We start from the raw sequence: 15,809 nt of genomic DNA on the forward strand, positions 1-15,809 counted from the left end.
ATGCCGTCGCCGCGACCGACGGTCCCGGAGTTCGTCCGCTCCGACCCGAGCATGTGGGAGGCGATCTACGCCGATCCGTCGGTGCCGCTGGACCGCGCACTCGTACGGCAGATCATCGACGACCAGCGACGGATGTCGCGGCGCTGGCTGTACCCCATCGCCCGCGTCCTCTCCCGCGTGCTCGTCGCGCTGATCTCGATCGTCAAGCGCGTGCTCCCGTTCCGCTGGATGCCGCTGCCGGTCATGGACCGGCTGTGCGTGTGGTTCCTGCGGCGATTCGTGTCTCCCGATGCCGTCGAGCTGCTGATCCGGCACTTCGTCGTCGAGACGAACCTCGTCAACTTCATCATCCGCAACACGCAGGTCGAGATGGACCCGGTGACGCTGCGGCCCGAGACGCTCGCGGGCCTCGGCGACCAAGCGGTCGTCGAGCACGACGTCAACGTGTACGACGTGCTCATCGCGCTGGACGGCGTGCCGTTGACTCCGCCCGAGACGCTCGACTTCGCGCAGCTCGACATCCCACGGCTGGACGCCGAACGCGGGCGGCGCAGGCTGCTGCGGCTCGACATCCAGACCGCGCTGTGCTTCATGAACATCCCGTTCTCGATGGCCCTCACCGTCGAGGAGTACCGGCGCGCGGTGCACTCGATCCGGTTCGACGACTCGTTCCTCGAGATCCTCGCCCTCGTGTGCGACGACGACACGTTCCGCCATTGGAAGCTCGCCGGCATGAGCCTGTGGATGGACTCGAACGTCGACGTGCCGCGCATGGTCTATCGCCACGCGCTGGTGTGCGAGTACGCCCACGCTCAGCTGGTCAAGCTCGCCGGCGGTGCGTACCCGCGGCACACCAGCGTCGAGTTCGACTGAGCGCTCGGCGCTCCGCCGTCAGGGCTCGAAATCCTCGGGCTCGACGTCGTCCAGGAAGCGCTTGAACTCGTCGAGCTTCTCGGCGGCATCGGTCTCGGTCAGCACGTCCGGCACGCCCGCCTCGGCCATGACGGCCTCAGCGACCCAGATGCTCGCGCCCACACGCGAAGCGAGGGCGACGGCATCCGATGGCCTCGCGTCGACCACGCGATCGCCGAGTGCGGTGGTGAGCGTGATCTCGGCGTAGAACGTGCCCTGGTCGATGCGGGTCACTTCCACCCGCGTCGCCTCGGCTCCGAGGGTCTCGAGGAGCGAGCGCATCAGGTCGTGCGCGAGCGGCCGCGGCACGGGCGCCTTCTCGACGGCGACCAGGATCGAGGTCGCCTCGAGCTGGCCGATCCAGATGGGCAGCACCATTCCGTCGCCGGGGATCTCGTCCACGGGCTTCAAGAGCAGCACGTGCTGCCCCGTGGCGTCGAGCGCGACACCGGCCACGCGAACCTGGACCATCGTGCTCCTCTCGACCGCAGTGCTGCGATTGCCTCTCCTGCCATCGTAAGCACGGCTCACGGGCACGGGACAGGGGTTGCGCCTACCGCGGGACGATGAGCTCGTAGCGATGGCACGATACGGTCACGACGCCGCCGTCGACCGGAGCGGCGTAGGCGATGTGCCCGGCATCACGCCAGCCCTCGCGCTCGTAGAAGTGCCGCGCCCGCGCATTGCCCGTCGCGACGGCGAGCCATGGATGCGCGTGTCCGTCCGCGAGAAGGCGCCGTGCTCCCTCGGCAAGGAGCTCGCGCGCGACCCCGGTCCCCCGTGCCGCCGCGTCGACGAAGAGCTGTTCGAGCTCGTCGCCTTTGAGCGTGACGAACCCGATGATCACACCGTCGATCTCGGCGACCACCGTCCGCTCGATCATGTCGGCCGCACGAGTGCGGAAGGAATCCGGGCCACGATGGCGGACCAGCTCGTCGGGGACGTGTCCGAGGTGCCCGTCGCGCCACGCGGCCTCCCACACCTCCGCGATGCGCGGCACGTCGGCGGGCACAGCGGGCCGCATCGTCGTCACCGCGTCAGACTAATGGCCGACGCCCGTCCGCACCGACGACTCATTCACCGGAATGGATGCTGGAGGCGTACGGTTGCACGCAGGTATGCAGCGCTTCGGAACACTCTCGTTCGGACACTACGGCCCCCTCGGCGGCGGCCGGCAGCTCACCGCTGCCGATTCGATGCTCCAGGCCATCGACCTGGCCCAGGGAATGGACGAGCTCGGGGTGAACGGCGCGTACTTCCGCGTGCACCACTTCGCGCGACAGCAGTCGTCGCCGATGCCGCTGCTCGCGGCGATCGCGGCCCGGACCAAGCGGATCGAGGTCGGCACCGGCGTCATCGACATGCGCTACGAGAACCCGCTGTATCTGGCGGAGGAGGCGGCATCCGTCGATCTCCTCTCGGGAGGACGGCTCGCGCTCGGCGTCAGCCGCGGCTCACCCGAGTCGGTCGTGCGCGGGTTCGAGGCATTCGGCTACACCGGTTCGCGCGACCCCCGCGGCGCCGACCTGGCCCGCGAGCACTTCGAGCTGTTTCTGCGCGCCGTCGAGGGCGAGGGCCTGGCCGAGCGCGACCCGGCTTCGCCGTTCGGCGGCGGCACCGGGCTGCAGCGCGTGGAGCCGCACTCCCCCGGTCTGCGCTCGCGCATCTGGTGGGGCGCCGGCAACCGCGACTCGGCCGAGTGGGCCGGTCGCCGCGGCGTGAACCTCATGTCGTCGACACTTCTCACCGAGGCCGACGGCACGCCGTTCGATCTGCTGCAGGCGCAGCAGATCGACTCGTTCCGCGCCGCCTGGCGCGAGGCCGGTCACGAGGGCGAGCCCCGCGTGTCGGTGAGCCGCTCGATCTTCCCGATCACGACCGCCGAGGACGCGATGTACTTCGGCGGCCGCCAGGACGGCGATCAGATCGGCGTGATCGACGGCATCCGCTCGACCTTCGGCAAGACGTACGCGGCAGAGCCCGACGTACTCGTGGAGCAGTTGAAGGAGGACGCCGCGATCGCCAGCGCCGACACGCTCATGCTCACGATCCCCAGCCAGCTGGGCGTCGACTTCAACCTGCGCGTCGTGGAGTCGTTCGCGAAGCTCGTGGCGCCCAGCCTGGGGTGGGAACCGACGGCCGGCTGAGCCCGGCGCGTCCCTCCTCGAGCCGGAAGAGCTCCACATAACTCTGCGCCTCGACGCCACGCGCGAAGACCGGGATGCGATCGATGGGCGTCGGCACGGTGATCGTCCGACCTCCCGCGACGCTCTCGCCGGTCCACACGTCGGTCCACTCGCCGTCCGGCAAGTACACCGAACGCTCCGCGGCGTCGGGCGCGAGCACCGGTGCGATCAGCAGGTCGTCGCCGAGCAGCCACTGCGTCTCACCGGTCCAGACGGCGGGATCGCCGGGCCAATCGAAGAACAGCGGGCGCATGAGCGGCGCATCCGTCGCAATCGCGCGGGCAGCGGAGTGCTCGAGGTACGGCACGAGGCGCTCGCGCAGCTTGGTGTACCGGCGGAACAGCGGGATCACCCGCTCGTCGCCGGTGCGCTCGGCGATGTTCCACGGCGTGCGGTCGCGAGACGGCGAACGGTGGTGGTTGAACTCGGAGTGGTACTGCATGATCGGCACGAACGCCGACGCCTGCGTCGCGCGGATGAACAGCTCGGCCGTCGGGATCTCGCCGGAGAACCCCGCGATGTCCCAGCCCCAGTAGACGATGCCCGAGGCCGCGGCGGTGAGGCCGGCGTTCATCGACCAGCGGAACGCCTCCCACGTCGAGTTCTCGTCACCCGCCCAGAACGCACCGTGCGCCTGCGAGCCGGTGAAGCCGGCACGGCTGAAGGTCACGGGCGCCTTGCCGGCGGACTCGAGCAGCCGGCCGTAGGCGTGAGCGTAGGCGACGGGGAAGGTGTTGTTCTTCTCGTCTCCCCGGCGCCCGTCGAGATAGACCAGCTCGGAGCCCCACGCGTGCTCTCCGCCATCGGTCTTGAAGCCGTCGATGCCGATCTCCTCGACGAGGTAGCGGCGTTTCTCGGTCCACCAGGCCGCCGCCCGCTCGTCGGTGAGGTCCGGCATGAGGCCCAGCGGGAACCACCAGCCACGATTGCGATACGGACGTGTGCCGCCCTTGGGATCGGGCTCGCGGATCAGCACGTCCTCCCGGATCGCCGCGCGGGCGTCGGCGGCGACCTGCCCCCGCGGGTGCGGACGCATCTTGAGGAGCGGGATCTGCCACAGATGCAGACGGATGCCGCGGGCATGCAGGTCGTCGGTCATGCCCTTGGGGTCGGGCCAGGCGCCGTCGGGCGGGAAAGTGAAGTCTGACAAGCGGTGCGGCGCGCCGTCCTCGTTCACGCCATACTCCGCGTCGCGGAACACGGTGAACGTCGACTCGTCGCTCCACGCCTCGATCACGATCGAGCCGACGGGGATGTCGTGGCGACGGTGCAGCTCGGCCTGTCGCAAGACCTCCTGCTGCGTGTTCCACTCGTTGCCGCTGGCCCAGAGCCGGAACACCCACGCCGGCAGCTCGGTCGCGCGACCGGCGCGGTCGAGGAACGCCCCGAGCACCTCGACCGGCGTGCCGTCGAACGTTCGAAGAGCCAGCGGCTCGCGCTCTCCGACCTCGGCCTCGACGGCGAGCCGGGAACGGTCGGACCGGCCGACATCGAACCAGACGCGACGGGACGTGTCGACGTGGAAGCCCCAGCCGTCGCCGCCGATCACGTGGGCGAACGGCATCGGCAGGTACGTCTTGCGCTCGGCGCCCTGACTCTTGTACTGCTCGAACACGACCGAGTCCAGCTCGGCGCCGGTCTGGTCGACGGCGTCGTAGCGCTCGCCGAACCCGGTCACATGCTCGTTCGCGCCCAGCGGCAGGGCGAACCGCACGCGCCACGCGCGCCGGCCGTCGTGCAGCTGCTCGACCGAGCCCGGGATGACGCGGCCCCGGCCGTGTTCGACGAGCGCCTCAGGAGCAGCGGCCCATCTGGCCGCGCGAAACTCGAACCACCGCGTGCGCTCGATCCTGCCGTCGCCGTGCGTGGCGGTGAAACGGGAGCGGTACGTGCCGCCGAACCGCAGCGACGGCGTGGTGGCCTGCCATCCGCCCACGGCACGCGCGAGTCTGCTCGCCGCCGACGCAAGGTGGCCGCCGTCGGACAGACGGCCGCGCGAGGTCGTCGCCACCCGGGCGAGAGGCAGCTCGACGGTCTCGGCGTCGGCGGGGGCGGCATCCGGTCTCCACTCGATGGTGCAGCTCGCCGCGACGACATCGGCGTCGGCACGCAGGCCGAGCGTCGCCGTCTCGCCCTCGAGCGGGACGACGGGCCATCGCTGCTCCGTGTCGACCGAGTACGGGTGGCCGGAGCCGGCGGGCCGGTGGCGGATCATCGACTGAGGCCTTCCTGCGGGCGGGCGGCGGGTGACGTGAGGTCTTCGGGACGGAGCCGTCCGAGCTGCAGCCCGAGCCGCAAGAACATGGCATGGCTCCACAACAGAGGTGTGGCCACCGTGCCCCAGCGGTCGATCCACGGCTGCTGCATGCGAGGAGCGATGAGGTGGTGCGTGACCTGCTCCGGCAGGTGCAGGTCGATCGTCGCGGTGCCGGCCACCCAGTCGAAGTACTCCTCCGCGCGCTCCCGATCACCGGCAGCGAGGTGCGCGAGTCCGAGGAAGCACGTGAGCAGGGGCCACTGGCCGCCGCCGAAGAACGTGTCGCCCAGATAGCGGTGCACGCCCCCGTCGACCGCGAGGTGCGATTCGAGCACATCGATCGTGGCCCTGCCGAGGTCTGTTGCGGCGCCCACGAACCCGAGCGGCGCGATCGCTGCGGCCAGGCTGCCGTCGACGGCCGTGCTGCCGAGCCACTTGATGAGGTGCCCGTCCGCCGTCCCCCGGGCGGCGACGAGATCGCGGATCTCATCGGTGGCTGCCGCGATGGCCGCCGATCGCGCGTCGTCGACCAGCCGCGCACGCGCGACCGCGTCGAGGCCCGCCGCGATGCAGGCGAGGGTCGAGACGTGCACGTGCTGGGCGTGCTCCTCCCACCAGTCGTAGCAGGGGCGCTGCCAGGAGGCGAGCAGGTAGTCGGCCGTCAGCGCCACCGCCTCGCGGTAGCGGTCGCCCTCCACACCGTGCCGCTCGAGATGCTCCACGAGCGCCCACAGCCATGTGCCGTAGCCGTCGAGCTGGAAGTCCCACCACTCGTCCGCACCATCCTCGCCCGCGAAGGTGAAGCGGGCCGGCAGCATCTGCTCGGCTCCGGGCGGCCGGCCTGCGCGCGTCTCAGCGACGATCCAGCGGATGTGATCTGCCCGGCGCACCAGCACCTCAGCGCACCAGTCGTAGAACCGGCTCGCCGAGTCGACCTCACCGGCAGCCGACGCGGCGTCCGCGATGAACGCGCCGTCACGCAGCCAGCTGTACCCGACGTACGCCGAGAACGTGGGGCTGGCGGGATAGGCGCCCTCGGGTGTCTGCAATTCGGTGATGAGGCGGATGCTGCGCACGGCGAGCTGCTCGACGGCAGCAGGCGCGGAGGGCACCGGAGAGGGCGCTGCGGGAAGTGTGTCAGTCACGGGGGTCCTTCGAAACGGGTCGCGTCCGCGGCGGAAGTGCCGCCGCGGACGCGACCGTGGGTGTTACGGGAGAAGTGCGCCGACCTCTTCGGCGAGTGCGGCGATGGCCTCGTCGGTGGTGGCGCGTCCCGCCGCGATCTCGCCGAGCGCGTTGGTGACGGCATCCTGGATCTGCTGCGCGTTCGCGCCCAGCTCAGGTGCCACGGCCACCGCGTCGAGCGAGTCGAAGACTGCCTGCCGGTTGGCCGGCGGCGTCTTCTCGAGGTACGGGGCGAGCAGCGCCTCGTCGCTGATCGCCGGAAGCTCCCAGCCCGCCTCGAGACGCACGTCGACCATCTCCTTGGAGCTGCTGAGGTACTCGGCCCACTTCTGCGCGGCCTCCTTGTGCTCGGAGTCACCCGAGACCACCACGGCGTTCGAGAAGGTGGCGCTGGCCTTCTGGGAGTCACCAGGCTCGACGGCGATGTCCCACTCGAACGGCAGGTCGCCGACGAGACCGATCATCCAGATGCCGGTGTGCCACATCGCCAGCTTCCCGTCCTTGAACAGGTTGAGGTCGAAGTCGGGCGTGCCGGCACCGTCGGCGGCGGTCGGCATGACCGTCCCCGACTTGCCCGCGAGCCAGTCAGCGGCCGCGATGCCCGCCTCGGAGTCGAAGGCCACGGCGCCGTCCTCGACGAACTGGCCGCCGGCCTGCTGCACCGTCTTGTAGTACTCGTGGTACGAGATCGGCTGGTAGTCGCCCCAGACGCCGGCTGCGGCATCCGTCAGCTGGTCGGCCGCGGCCTGCTCCTCGGCCCACGTCCAGTCGGCGGTCGGGTACTCGACGCCCGCAGCGTCGAAGAGCTCCTTGTTGTAGAACAGCACGACGTTCGAGAACGACGTCGGCAGGCCGTACTGCGCGCCGTCGACGTTGTACGCGTCGAGCACCGAGGTGCGGTAGGCCGCGGCATCCACTCCTTCCAGTTCGGCGAGAACGCCGCTGGCCTGGATGTTCGCGAAGCTCCCGGCGTCCACGTCGAAGACGTCGGCCGCCGTGCCCGCCGCGAGGTCGGTCTGCAGCTTCGTGAAGTAGTCGGCGTAGGCCGACGTCGTCACGTCGACGGTGATGTCGGGGTTCTCCTTCTCGAATGCGTCGACGATCGTCTGCAGGTTCTCTTCGTTCCCGCCGTTGGCGATGAAGTTCGAGTACGTGATGGTGACGCCGTCACCCTCGCCGGCGTCTCCTCCGGAGGTCGAGCAGCCGGTGAGGCCGATCGCCGCGAGGGTCGCGACGGTCGTCGTCGCGATGAGTGTCTTCTTCATGTGAGTGCAATCTCCTTCGATCTGTGTGGTGCGGGGTCGGGTGTGGAATGAGGGGCGGATGCCGGGCGTCCTACTTGAGTCCGGTGCCCGCGACGCCCTGCACGATGTACTTCTGTGCGAAGACGTAGAGGGCGAACATCGGGATGATGCTGATGACGGATCCCGCCATGAGCACGTCCCATTCGGTCGAGTACTGGCCCTGCAGGCTCGACAGGGCGACGGGCAGGGTCTGCATCAGCGGGTCGCGCAGGATGATGAGCGGCCACAGGAAGCTGTTCCATGTGTTGAGGAACGCGAAGACCGCGAGCGTGGCGAGCGCAGGGCGCACCAGCGGAAGCACGATCTGGAAGAAGACGCGGAAGTGTCCGGCGCCGTCCAGCGTCGCTGCCTGGTCGAGGTCACGCGGGACGGTGTTCATCGCCTGCCGCAGCAGGAAGACACCGAACGCCGAGGCGATCGTGGGCAGGATCGCGCCGAGGTAGGTGTTGATGAGCCCGAGCGCCTTCATCTCGGCGAACAGCGGCACGATGAGCACCTGGAACGGGATCATCATGGTCGCCAGGTAGAGGACGAAGATCGCACCGCGGCCGGGGAACGGCATCCGCGAGAAGACGTAGGCCGCCATCGCGCTCGTCACCAGCTGCAGGATCGTGCTCACGACCGCGATGAGCAGCGAGTTGACGATCACCTGGCCGAACGGCACGCGATCGAACAGTTCGAGGTAGGGGGCGAGCGACGGGTTGTCTGGGATGAGCTTGGGTGTCGTGGTGAGCGTCGCCCCAGGCGTGATCGACGTGACGATCGTCCATACGAACGGGAAGACCATGATGAGGGCGCCGACGATCAGCACCACATAGAGGACGCTGCGGCGGAGGGACGGCCTGCGCGAGACCGCGCCAGCCGTGGTGCGCGTGTCAGTCATAGTTCACCCACCTGCGCTGGCCGTAGAACTGGATGAGCGTGACGACGAGGATCACGAAGAAGAGCAGCCACGACAACGCAGACGCCATGCCCGCCTGCCCATAGCGGAAGGTGAGGTCGTACACCTGCTGCACGACGACCTGACTGGAGTTGTTGGGACCGCCGCCGGTCATCACGAACACCTGGTCGAACACCTGGAAGCCGTTGATGAGCGACAGCACGATGACGAAGAACGTCGACGGTGAGAGCATCGGCAGCGTGATGCCGAACAGGCGCCGCCACCATCCGGCACCGTCGATCTCGGCGGCCTCGTACAGGTCGGGATTGATCGCCTGCAGCCCGGCGAGCAGGATCACCATGACGAACCCGAGGTCTTTCCACGCCGACGCCAGGATGATCGAGGGCATCGCCCACGCGGGGTCCGCCCACCAGCCCGGCCCCTCGATCCCGAACCACGCGAGCACCGTATTGACCACGCCCGTGCTCGGGTTGAGCAGCCAGCGCCAGACCAGGGCGACCACGACCCAGCTCGTGATCACCGGAAGGAAGTACACGCCCCGCAGGAAGGCGCGCCCGCGCAGTCGCGTGTTCAGCGCCAGCGCGAGAGCGAGTCCGCCGATGTACACCAGCGGCAGATAGCCGACGATGTAGTACACGGTGTGCAGGAACGCCTGGTGCGTCGCGGGATCGGTCAGCAGGTGGACGTAGTTGTCGAGCCCGACCCACTGCATCGGACCGATCAGGTTCCACGAGTGCAGGCTCGTCCAGGCCGCCGAGATCATCGGGCCGATCACGAACGCCAGCAGTGGGATGAGGCTCGGAAGCAGGAAGACCGCGACCGTGAGCGCATAAGCGGTTCGGCGACGTCGCGAGCGAGGGCGAGGTGCGGCGGCGAGGTCGGTGGGCGGGGAGTCGGATGCCTCGGCCACGACGGCGAGGGTCGTCATGGCTTCGCCTCGATCGAGGCCACGAGCCGCTCGCGCACCAGGCGGCCCTGATCGCCCGCGACGCCCTGCGCGTCGAACGGGGTAGCGAGCACGAGCGCCGCGGCACCCTGGGCCCACCGGTCGTCCTGCCAGCGCTCGACGACGACGGGCGTCCCCCGCTTACCCGGGACCAGGGCGCTGCGCAGCGCGCGGTCGAACGACCCGGCCCAGTGGTTCCATGCTTCGACGCCTTCGCCGAGGAGGACGACGATCTCGGGATCGAGAAGGTTCACCGCTCCGGCGAGCGCTCGGCCGAGCTGGTGCCCGGCGTGCGCGAAGATCTCGCGCGCGTCGGCATTCCCGGCGTCCGCGAGGGCGCGCACCTCGTCGATGCCCTCATCGGCACCCACGAGACGGATCGACCGGGCGTCGTTGACCAGGGCGGCTTGGCCGATGATCGCTTCGAGGCATCCGCGATTGCCGCATTGGCACAGCGGGCCGTCCTCACGCACCGGGACATGGCCGAGATCCCCCGCGCCACCGGCTCGTCCGCGCACCATCGCCCCGTCCGACACCAGGCCGGCGCCGACGCCATTGCCGATCGTGACCACGAGAACGTTCCGGAACGAGCGGCCCTGGCCGAAGAGCTGCTCGGCCACGCTGAGCGCGTTGACGTTGTTCTCGACGACGACGGGCAGATCGAGAGCCCGGCGCAGCAGCTCACCGAGCGGCACCTGATTCCAGCTCAGCTGGGTCGAGTCGACGATGCCGATTCCACGCTCGGCGACCGTGCCGGGCAGCCCGACGCCCACGCCCAGGATGCTGCCTGCCCCCGGGGCATCGACGAAGGTCCGCACGAGGTCCACGAGGGCGGAGGTCGCCAGCGGAGAGACAGCGTCGAACGGGCTGGTCTCTGAGCGACGGACGGTGCCGTCGATGCCCACCTCGACCAGAGCGACATGATCGGGGGCGACTTTGACGCCGACCGCCGTGAGGTCCTGAGAGACGAGCCCGAGCATGCGGGCCGGACGTCCGCCGTTGCTGCTGGTCTGTTCGAGCTCTTCGAGCAGGCCGTCGGCGAGGAGGTCGCGCGTCAGTTGCGTGACCAGTGCGGGCGACACGTCGAGCGCTCGCGCCAGGTCTGCCCGCGACGCCGACCCGTGCGCCCCCAGGTGGGCGAGGATCGCCGTGCGATGCACGTCGGCCTGTCGCGCTGGCGTCATTACTTCACCCCTTTGTTAAGTCGTGAATAAAGGGTACGAAGGAGTGCGCCGATCTGTCAAGCCGCGATTCTGAGAAGCGCGCTCGGCTCTGCGACGGGGCCGCAGCGATAGACTCCGGCCACCGACCGACGGAGGACGGATGAACAGCACCGATCTGGCCGATCTCATGGAAGAGCTCATGGCGAAAGCGCTCGTGACGTCCAGCGGGCGCGCGGCGCGCACGATCCGCGGCGGACACGAGCACGCGCTCCGCGAGACGGTGATCGCTCTCCGCGCCGAGCACGAACTCGCCGAGCACGCGGCGCCGCACGAGGCGACGCTGCAGGTGCTGCGCGGTCGAGTGCGGCTGATCGCGGGCGCGGATGCATGGGAAGGAGCGTCCGGAGATCACCTCACCATCCCGCCCCAGCGACACAGCCTCTTGGCGATCGAGGACTCGGTCGTTCTCCTCACGGTCTCGAACGACGTGCCCTGAGTCAGCCGCCCTCGCTCAGGGCAGTCCGGTGACGGTGACGCCGAGCCACTCCGCCAGGTCGGAGATCTCGGCACGCACCATCTCGGATTCCTCTTCCTCGAACGGGAGGAACTCGTGGATCGCGTCGATCTGCAGCACGTCGCGCTTGCGATCGACCTGGGCGTCCAGCATCCCGACGAACCGATCCCCCATCAGGATCGGGTGCGCGAAGTATCCGTACTTGCGCTGCGGCTTCGGCTTGAACTGCTCGAGCACGTAGTCGAACTCGAAGATCTCCGACAGGCGGGGGCGATCGAAGAGGATGCCGTCGTACGGATTGAGGAGCGCCACACGCCCACCCTCTTCCTGGCCGAGGCTTGCCAGTGCGGCGGGGTCGACGCGGAACTTCCACTTGCTGCCCTCGACCGTCGCAGGCTCGCCGGCCTCGCCGACGGGCGTCCACGGGGACTTCTGCTTCACGATGCCGGCCGCCTGGAGTCGTCGCTCATCGAGGAGGCGTGCGGTCTCCACCTCGTCGTACTCGGGCAGGTTCTGCGGATAGACGCGCTCGGCGAGATCCCAGATGCGGTTGCGGCCCTCACGGCGCGCCACCGCGACCTCGCCTTGCCGCATGAGGAACTCGAGCATGTGCGGCACCTGGTTCGTGCCGTACCAGCCGTCGGGCGCGCGACTGACCTGTGCCGTGTCGGGGATCGCGCTCGTCAGCAGCGGACCTTCGGCGCGCAAGCGCGCGAGCACGTCGGCGCGGAATCGCGCGTTCGCGTCGAGCCATTGCCGGCTGCTCTCGCGCTGCGGCCACCGCCGCATGCCGGGGAGCATGAGCGGCAGCAGGCTCGCCGGGCGGAAGGCGCCCTCGAACTCGAACAGCAGACGATCGAATTCCACGGCCTTGGTGAGCTGACCCGGCTCGTACGACCAGCCGATCCGCGACCACAGCACGGTCTGCTCGCACGGCGCGATCGTGGCCGTCGGGTCGATCTTGATGTAGCCCAGCTGCTCGGCGACCTCGACCACGTCGCCGGGTCGGTCGGCGTCGAGCAGCTGTGCGCGCACGACGAGCCGTCGCGCGTCGTCGCGGGTGAGCCGGTGCGGGGTGCTCATCCCGACGAGGCTATGCCACGCGACGGACGAAGTCGCGGAGGAGGAGGTTCACCCGAACTGGATCACGCGCTTGCGGAAGGTGCCCGCCCCCGTCGATGATCACATGCTTCCCGCCGGTGAGCTGCGCCAGCCGACCGCCGCGCTCCGGATTCTGGCAGCGGTCGAGCGAACCGGTGATCACGAGCACCGGGCAGCGCACGGCCTCCGCGATCGCCACCGTCTGCGCCTCGTCGCCCGGATACGGCGGCGCGTAGCCGGCGAGGATCATGGCCTCGGGTGTGGTCTGCAGCGCCCACTCGACGCAGTCTTCGCGCTGCTTCGTCGAATGGGGCTCAGGGAACATCTCGGCGAAGAAGAACCGCGCGAAGTCCGGCCAGTCCGCCATCCAGTAATGGCGGTTCAGCTTCTGCCAGCCGGTGTAGCGCTCGCGTGGCTCGTCGAAGTCGAACTCCACCTTGTGGGGCAGCGGTGGACCGAGTTGCAGTCCGGGGTTGATCGCGCACACGCCGAGCACCCGTTCCGGCTTCTCTGCCGCCATGAGCACCGCGTACCCGGCCCCGGTGCAGAGCCCGACCAGCACCGCCTGCTCGACGCCGACCGCATCCATCACGGCCCACGCATCGTCGATCATGAGCCGGTCGGCGAATCCCTCGTGCACGGTAGGCGTGCCGCTCCCGCCGTTTCCGCGCGGATCGCTCACGATGACGCGGAATTGGCGAGCCAGGAAGGGGACCTGCGCCTTCCAGCCGCGGCTCTCCACGATCGTGTCGGGCATGAGGAGGTACACGGCCGGCGTACCGGCACCGTACACCTCGTAATGAATCGAGACATCGCCCCGATCGACGAAGCCGGTTTCGCGAGGCTCTGCGGCACGCATCAGATCAGCTCCCCCAGCAGTTCGGCGGCGCGAGCGGCCCCGTCGGTCTCGACGGGGCGATAGTGCACCTCACGCGAAACCTCGGTCACGAGTGCCGCGGCGAGTGCGTCGGGGTCGCACGCCTCCGCGTAGCGGATGCACGTGCCCGCGCCGTAACGCTCCAAGCGATGGCGCACGTGGAAGTTCTGCTCGAAGTGATTCTCGAGCGGCACGTAGAGGAACGGACGCCGCGCGGCCGCGAGTTCCATGCAGGTCGTCAATCCCCCCTGTACGACGGCGACGTCGCACGCGGCGAGTGTGCGGTACAGATCGGGAACGAAGCCGTGGACGGATGCCGCACGCCGGCGCGGCATCGAGGCCGGATCGATCCGCGGGCCGGTGACCACGAGAAACTGTAGGGCCGGAAGCATCCGTCGTGCGATGGGCACGGCATCCATCACACGCCGCAGGAGCGCGCCGCCGACGCCCGATCCGCCGACGGTCACAACGCACAGCAGCTCGCCTCGCTCGATTCCGAGGCGCGCGCGGACTGCTTCGCGCTCCTCCTCGGACGGCGGTATGAACCCGGTCACGTACCCTGCGAAGTCGTAGTTCGCCTCCGTCCACTCCCGAATCCGCGGCAGTCCGGGACCGAACGAGGCGCCGACGACGTCATCGGCGTTGCCGACGAAGATCGAACGATCGCGAAGACGCCGGTAGCGCGCTCGCTGCTCGATCATCTCGGCGTTGTAATCGGCAGTGAGTTCGGCTTCGGCATCCCCGCCTTCCGGCATCGGCAACCACCCCACGAAGTCGGTCATCCATGCGAACGCGAAGCGTTTCAGCTCGGGGTTCTCGTGCAGGAAGTAGTCGACGTCCCATGCCTCGTCTCCGATGACGAGGTCGTAATAGGTCTCGTCGACGACGTCGTTGAAGACCATGAAGTTGTTCACCAGGATCTCTTCCATCCGCCGGATCGCCTGGAACGCGTGCAGGTCGTGGTCGGCGGACTCGTCCTCGATGTGCGCGGACTCATTTGCGAGGAACGCTGATGCCGGGTGCACAGGTTCTCCGGCATCCGCCAGCACGCGCGTGACCGGGTGCTGCGCCAGCCAGTCGATATGCAGATCGGGGTGGATCCTACGCAGCTCGCGGGCGATCGCGATGTCACGCCGCGCGTGCCCGAGCCCGATCGGGGAGGAGAGGAACAGGGCCTTCTTCGGTCGGCGCTGCGCCCGCACCCAGGTATGGCTCGTCCCCATGGTCGCCATCCCTCACTCCTCCGACGCGTCCCAGTGTGCCCCCTCGGCCCCGTCGCGTCAGGGCCTTGCTTCGATCACCCGGTTGAACGGCGTCTCGGCGACACTGCGGAATCGCGTGAATCCTCCCGCGGCGGTCACATCGCGGATGCGCGCGGGCCCGGCTTGCGTCCCGAGCGCGAGGCCGACCTCCTGTGACAGCGACGAAGGCGTGCACAGCAGCGTCGAGAACCCGTAATAGGCGCGCCCGACCGGGTTGAGGTTGTCTTCGACGTGGTCGCCTGCCATCGGCTCGACGATCATCCACGTGCCGTCCTCGGCGATGACCTCTCGCACGCGGCGCGCAGCCCCCACGGGGTCGCCCATGTCGTGAAGGCAATCGAACATCGCGACCAAGTCGTACCGCCGTCCGCCCGGCGCCGCCCCGAACTCCTGAGCGGACGCGACCTCGAAGCGCACGTTGCCGACGCCGGCCTCGGTGGCGCGCGCCCGAGCAGTCTCGATCGACTCGGCGTGGTAGTCCGAGCCGACGAACGTCGAGTTCGGGAATGCCTTCGCGAGGAGGATCGTGGATGCCCCGTGCCCGCAGCCGACGTCTGCGACGAGCGCACCTGCCTCGAGCTTGTGCTGCACGCCCTCCAACGCGGGGATCCAGGCGTCGACGAGGTTCGCGTGGTAGCTGGGGCGGAAGAACCGCTCGCAGCCGACGTGTACGTCGGTGTCGTGCTGATGCCAGCCGTAGCCTGCGCCGCTGCGCGCGGCGTCGACGATGTGCTGCGTGCCGTGCACGGTGCCGAGCGCGATCTGGAAGAAGCCCGGCAGGAACGCCGGGCTGTCGGCATCCGTCATCGCGAGGGCGTGCTCGGGCGGCAGCGTGTACCGCTTCGTGGTGGGGTCGTACGCGACGTAGGAGCCCGCGGCCTGTGCGTTCAGCCACTCGCGGGCGTACGGTTCGGCAGTCTGCGTGCGCTCCGCGAGCTGGGCCGGCGTCGTCGGGCCATGCGCCGCGAGGTCGCGGTAGTAGCCCAGCTTGTCGCCCATGACGACGAGCGCCGCGTTGAGAGTGGCCCCTACTTCGTCGACGGCCCGGAATACGAAAGCCATGAGCTTGTCGGTGTCGATCGCGGGAGCGTCCGCCGATGTGCCGGCGGCGGTTTCGGTGGTGGACATCATCGTCTCCTTCGTGGAATGTCCGGATGACTCGACCGTAGGAAGTCCTCGCTGCACGCCGCATCCGGAGACC

Annotated in this window: 15 protein-coding genes; 3 read left to right on the forward strand and 12 right to left on the reverse strand. The window is 69.1% G+C overall.

The window, feature by feature from the left end; genetic code table 11:
• Positions 1-873 (forward strand): DUF6999 family protein, encoded by an 873-nt coding sequence (locus tag HF576_RS02840; RefSeq protein ID WP_168911251.1) that lies wholly within the window; start codon positions 1-3, stop codon positions 871-873.
• A gap of 18 nt (positions 874-891) precedes the next feature.
• Here the strand turns inward: HF576_RS02840 and HF576_RS02845 are convergent, their stop codons facing one another.
• A complete protein-coding gene (locus tag HF576_RS02845) occupies positions 892-1,383 on the reverse strand; it encodes a bifunctional nuclease family protein (RefSeq protein WP_168911252.1) in 492 nt (163 codons plus the stop codon).
• An 82-nt stretch (positions 1,384-1,465) separates the two neighbouring features.
• Positions 1,466-1,936 (reverse strand): GNAT family N-acetyltransferase, encoded by a 471-nt coding sequence (locus HF576_RS02850; protein WP_168912043.1) that lies wholly within the window; start codon positions 1,934-1,936, stop codon positions 1,466-1,468.
• A gap of 94 nt (positions 1,937-2,030) precedes the next feature.
• Between HF576_RS02850 and HF576_RS02855 the strand changes: the two genes are divergently transcribed.
• The gene (locus tag HF576_RS02855) at positions 2,031-3,059 is read left to right on the forward strand and encodes an LLM class flavin-dependent oxidoreductase (protein ID WP_168911253.1); all 1,029 of its coding nucleotides are present in this window, start codon (positions 2,031-2,033) and stop codon (positions 3,057-3,059) included.
• On the opposite strand, the gene HF576_RS02860 is transcribed toward HF576_RS02855, so the two are convergent.
• The 6 genes from HF576_RS02860 to HF576_RS02885 all read right to left on the reverse strand — a co-directional run bounded on the left by HF576_RS02860 (position 2,986) and on the right by HF576_RS02885 (position 10,875).
• On the reverse strand, positions 2,986-5,313 hold the full coding sequence (locus tag HF576_RS02860; protein ID WP_168911254.1) for a glycoside hydrolase family 31 protein: 2,328 nt from the start codon (positions 5,311-5,313) through the stop codon (positions 2,986-2,988). The two genes, HF576_RS02855 and HF576_RS02860, sit on opposite strands and share 74 nt — an antisense overlap.
• Positions 5,310-6,500, reverse strand: a complete 1,191-nt coding sequence (locus HF576_RS02865; RefSeq protein WP_205834647.1) for a glycoside hydrolase family 15 protein — start codon at positions 6,498-6,500, stop codon at positions 5,310-5,312. The genes HF576_RS02860 and HF576_RS02865 overlap by 4 nt, the downstream gene beginning before the upstream one ends.
• Positions 6,501-6,563: 63 nt before the next feature.
• On the reverse strand, positions 6,564-7,805 hold the full coding sequence (locus HF576_RS02870) for an ABC transporter substrate-binding protein (protein ID WP_168911255.1): 1,242 nt from the start codon (positions 7,803-7,805) through the stop codon (positions 6,564-6,566).
• A gap of 70 nt (positions 7,806-7,875) precedes the next feature.
• On the reverse strand, positions 7,876-8,727 hold the full coding sequence (locus tag HF576_RS02875; protein WP_168911256.1) for a carbohydrate ABC transporter permease: 852 nt from the start codon (positions 8,725-8,727) through the stop codon (positions 7,876-7,878).
• Positions 8,720-9,673, reverse strand: a complete 954-nt coding sequence (locus HF576_RS02880) for a carbohydrate ABC transporter permease (protein WP_168911257.1) — start codon at positions 9,671-9,673, stop codon at positions 8,720-8,722. Before HF576_RS02880 ends, HF576_RS02875 begins: the two co-directional genes overlap by 8 nt.
• Positions 9,670-10,875, reverse strand: a complete 1,206-nt coding sequence (locus HF576_RS02885; RefSeq protein ID WP_168911258.1) for an ROK family transcriptional regulator — start codon at positions 10,873-10,875, stop codon at positions 9,670-9,672. The genes HF576_RS02880 and HF576_RS02885 overlap by 4 nt, the downstream gene beginning before the upstream one ends.
• A 139-nt stretch (positions 10,876-11,014) precedes the next feature.
• Between HF576_RS02885 and HF576_RS02890 the strand changes: the two genes are divergently transcribed.
• Entirely contained in the window at positions 11,015-11,350 is a 336-nt protein-coding gene (locus HF576_RS02890) for a cupin domain-containing protein (protein ID WP_168911259.1), read from the forward strand.
• Positions 11,351-11,365: 15 nt separating this feature from the next.
• Here HF576_RS02890 and HF576_RS02895 read toward each other — a convergent pair whose 3' ends face one another.
• Genes HF576_RS02895 through HF576_RS02910 form a run of 4 tightly spaced genes read right to left on the reverse strand, consistent with a single transcriptional unit; the run spans position 11,366 to position 15,736 of the window.
• Positions 11,366-12,451 carry a DNA glycosylase AlkZ-like family protein gene (locus HF576_RS02895; protein ID WP_168911260.1) on the reverse strand — a complete coding sequence of 362 codons (1,086 nt, stop codon included), beginning with the start codon at positions 12,449-12,451 and terminating at the stop codon, positions 11,366-11,368.
• A 10-nt stretch (positions 12,452-12,461) separates the two neighbouring features.
• Positions 12,462-13,328, reverse strand: coding sequence for an alpha/beta fold hydrolase (locus tag HF576_RS02900; protein ID WP_168911261.1), 867 nt, complete (start codon positions 13,326-13,328; stop codon positions 12,462-12,464).
• Positions 13,328-14,578, reverse strand: a complete 1,251-nt coding sequence (locus HF576_RS02905; protein ID WP_168911262.1) for a glycosyltransferase — start codon at positions 14,576-14,578, stop codon at positions 13,328-13,330. Before HF576_RS02905 ends, HF576_RS02900 begins: the two co-directional genes overlap by 1 nt.
• A gap of 48 nt (positions 14,579-14,626) precedes the next feature.
• Positions 14,627-15,736: a class I SAM-dependent methyltransferase gene (locus tag HF576_RS02910; protein ID WP_168911263.1), complete on the reverse strand. Its 1,110-nt coding sequence runs from the start codon at positions 15,734-15,736 to the stop codon at positions 14,627-14,629.
• Positions 15,737-15,809 lie beyond the last annotated feature (73 nt).

Source organism: Microbacterium salsuginis (assembly GCF_012524205.1).
Taxonomy (GTDB): Bacteria; Actinomycetota; Actinomycetes; order Actinomycetales; family Microbacteriaceae; genus Microbacterium; species Microbacterium salsuginis.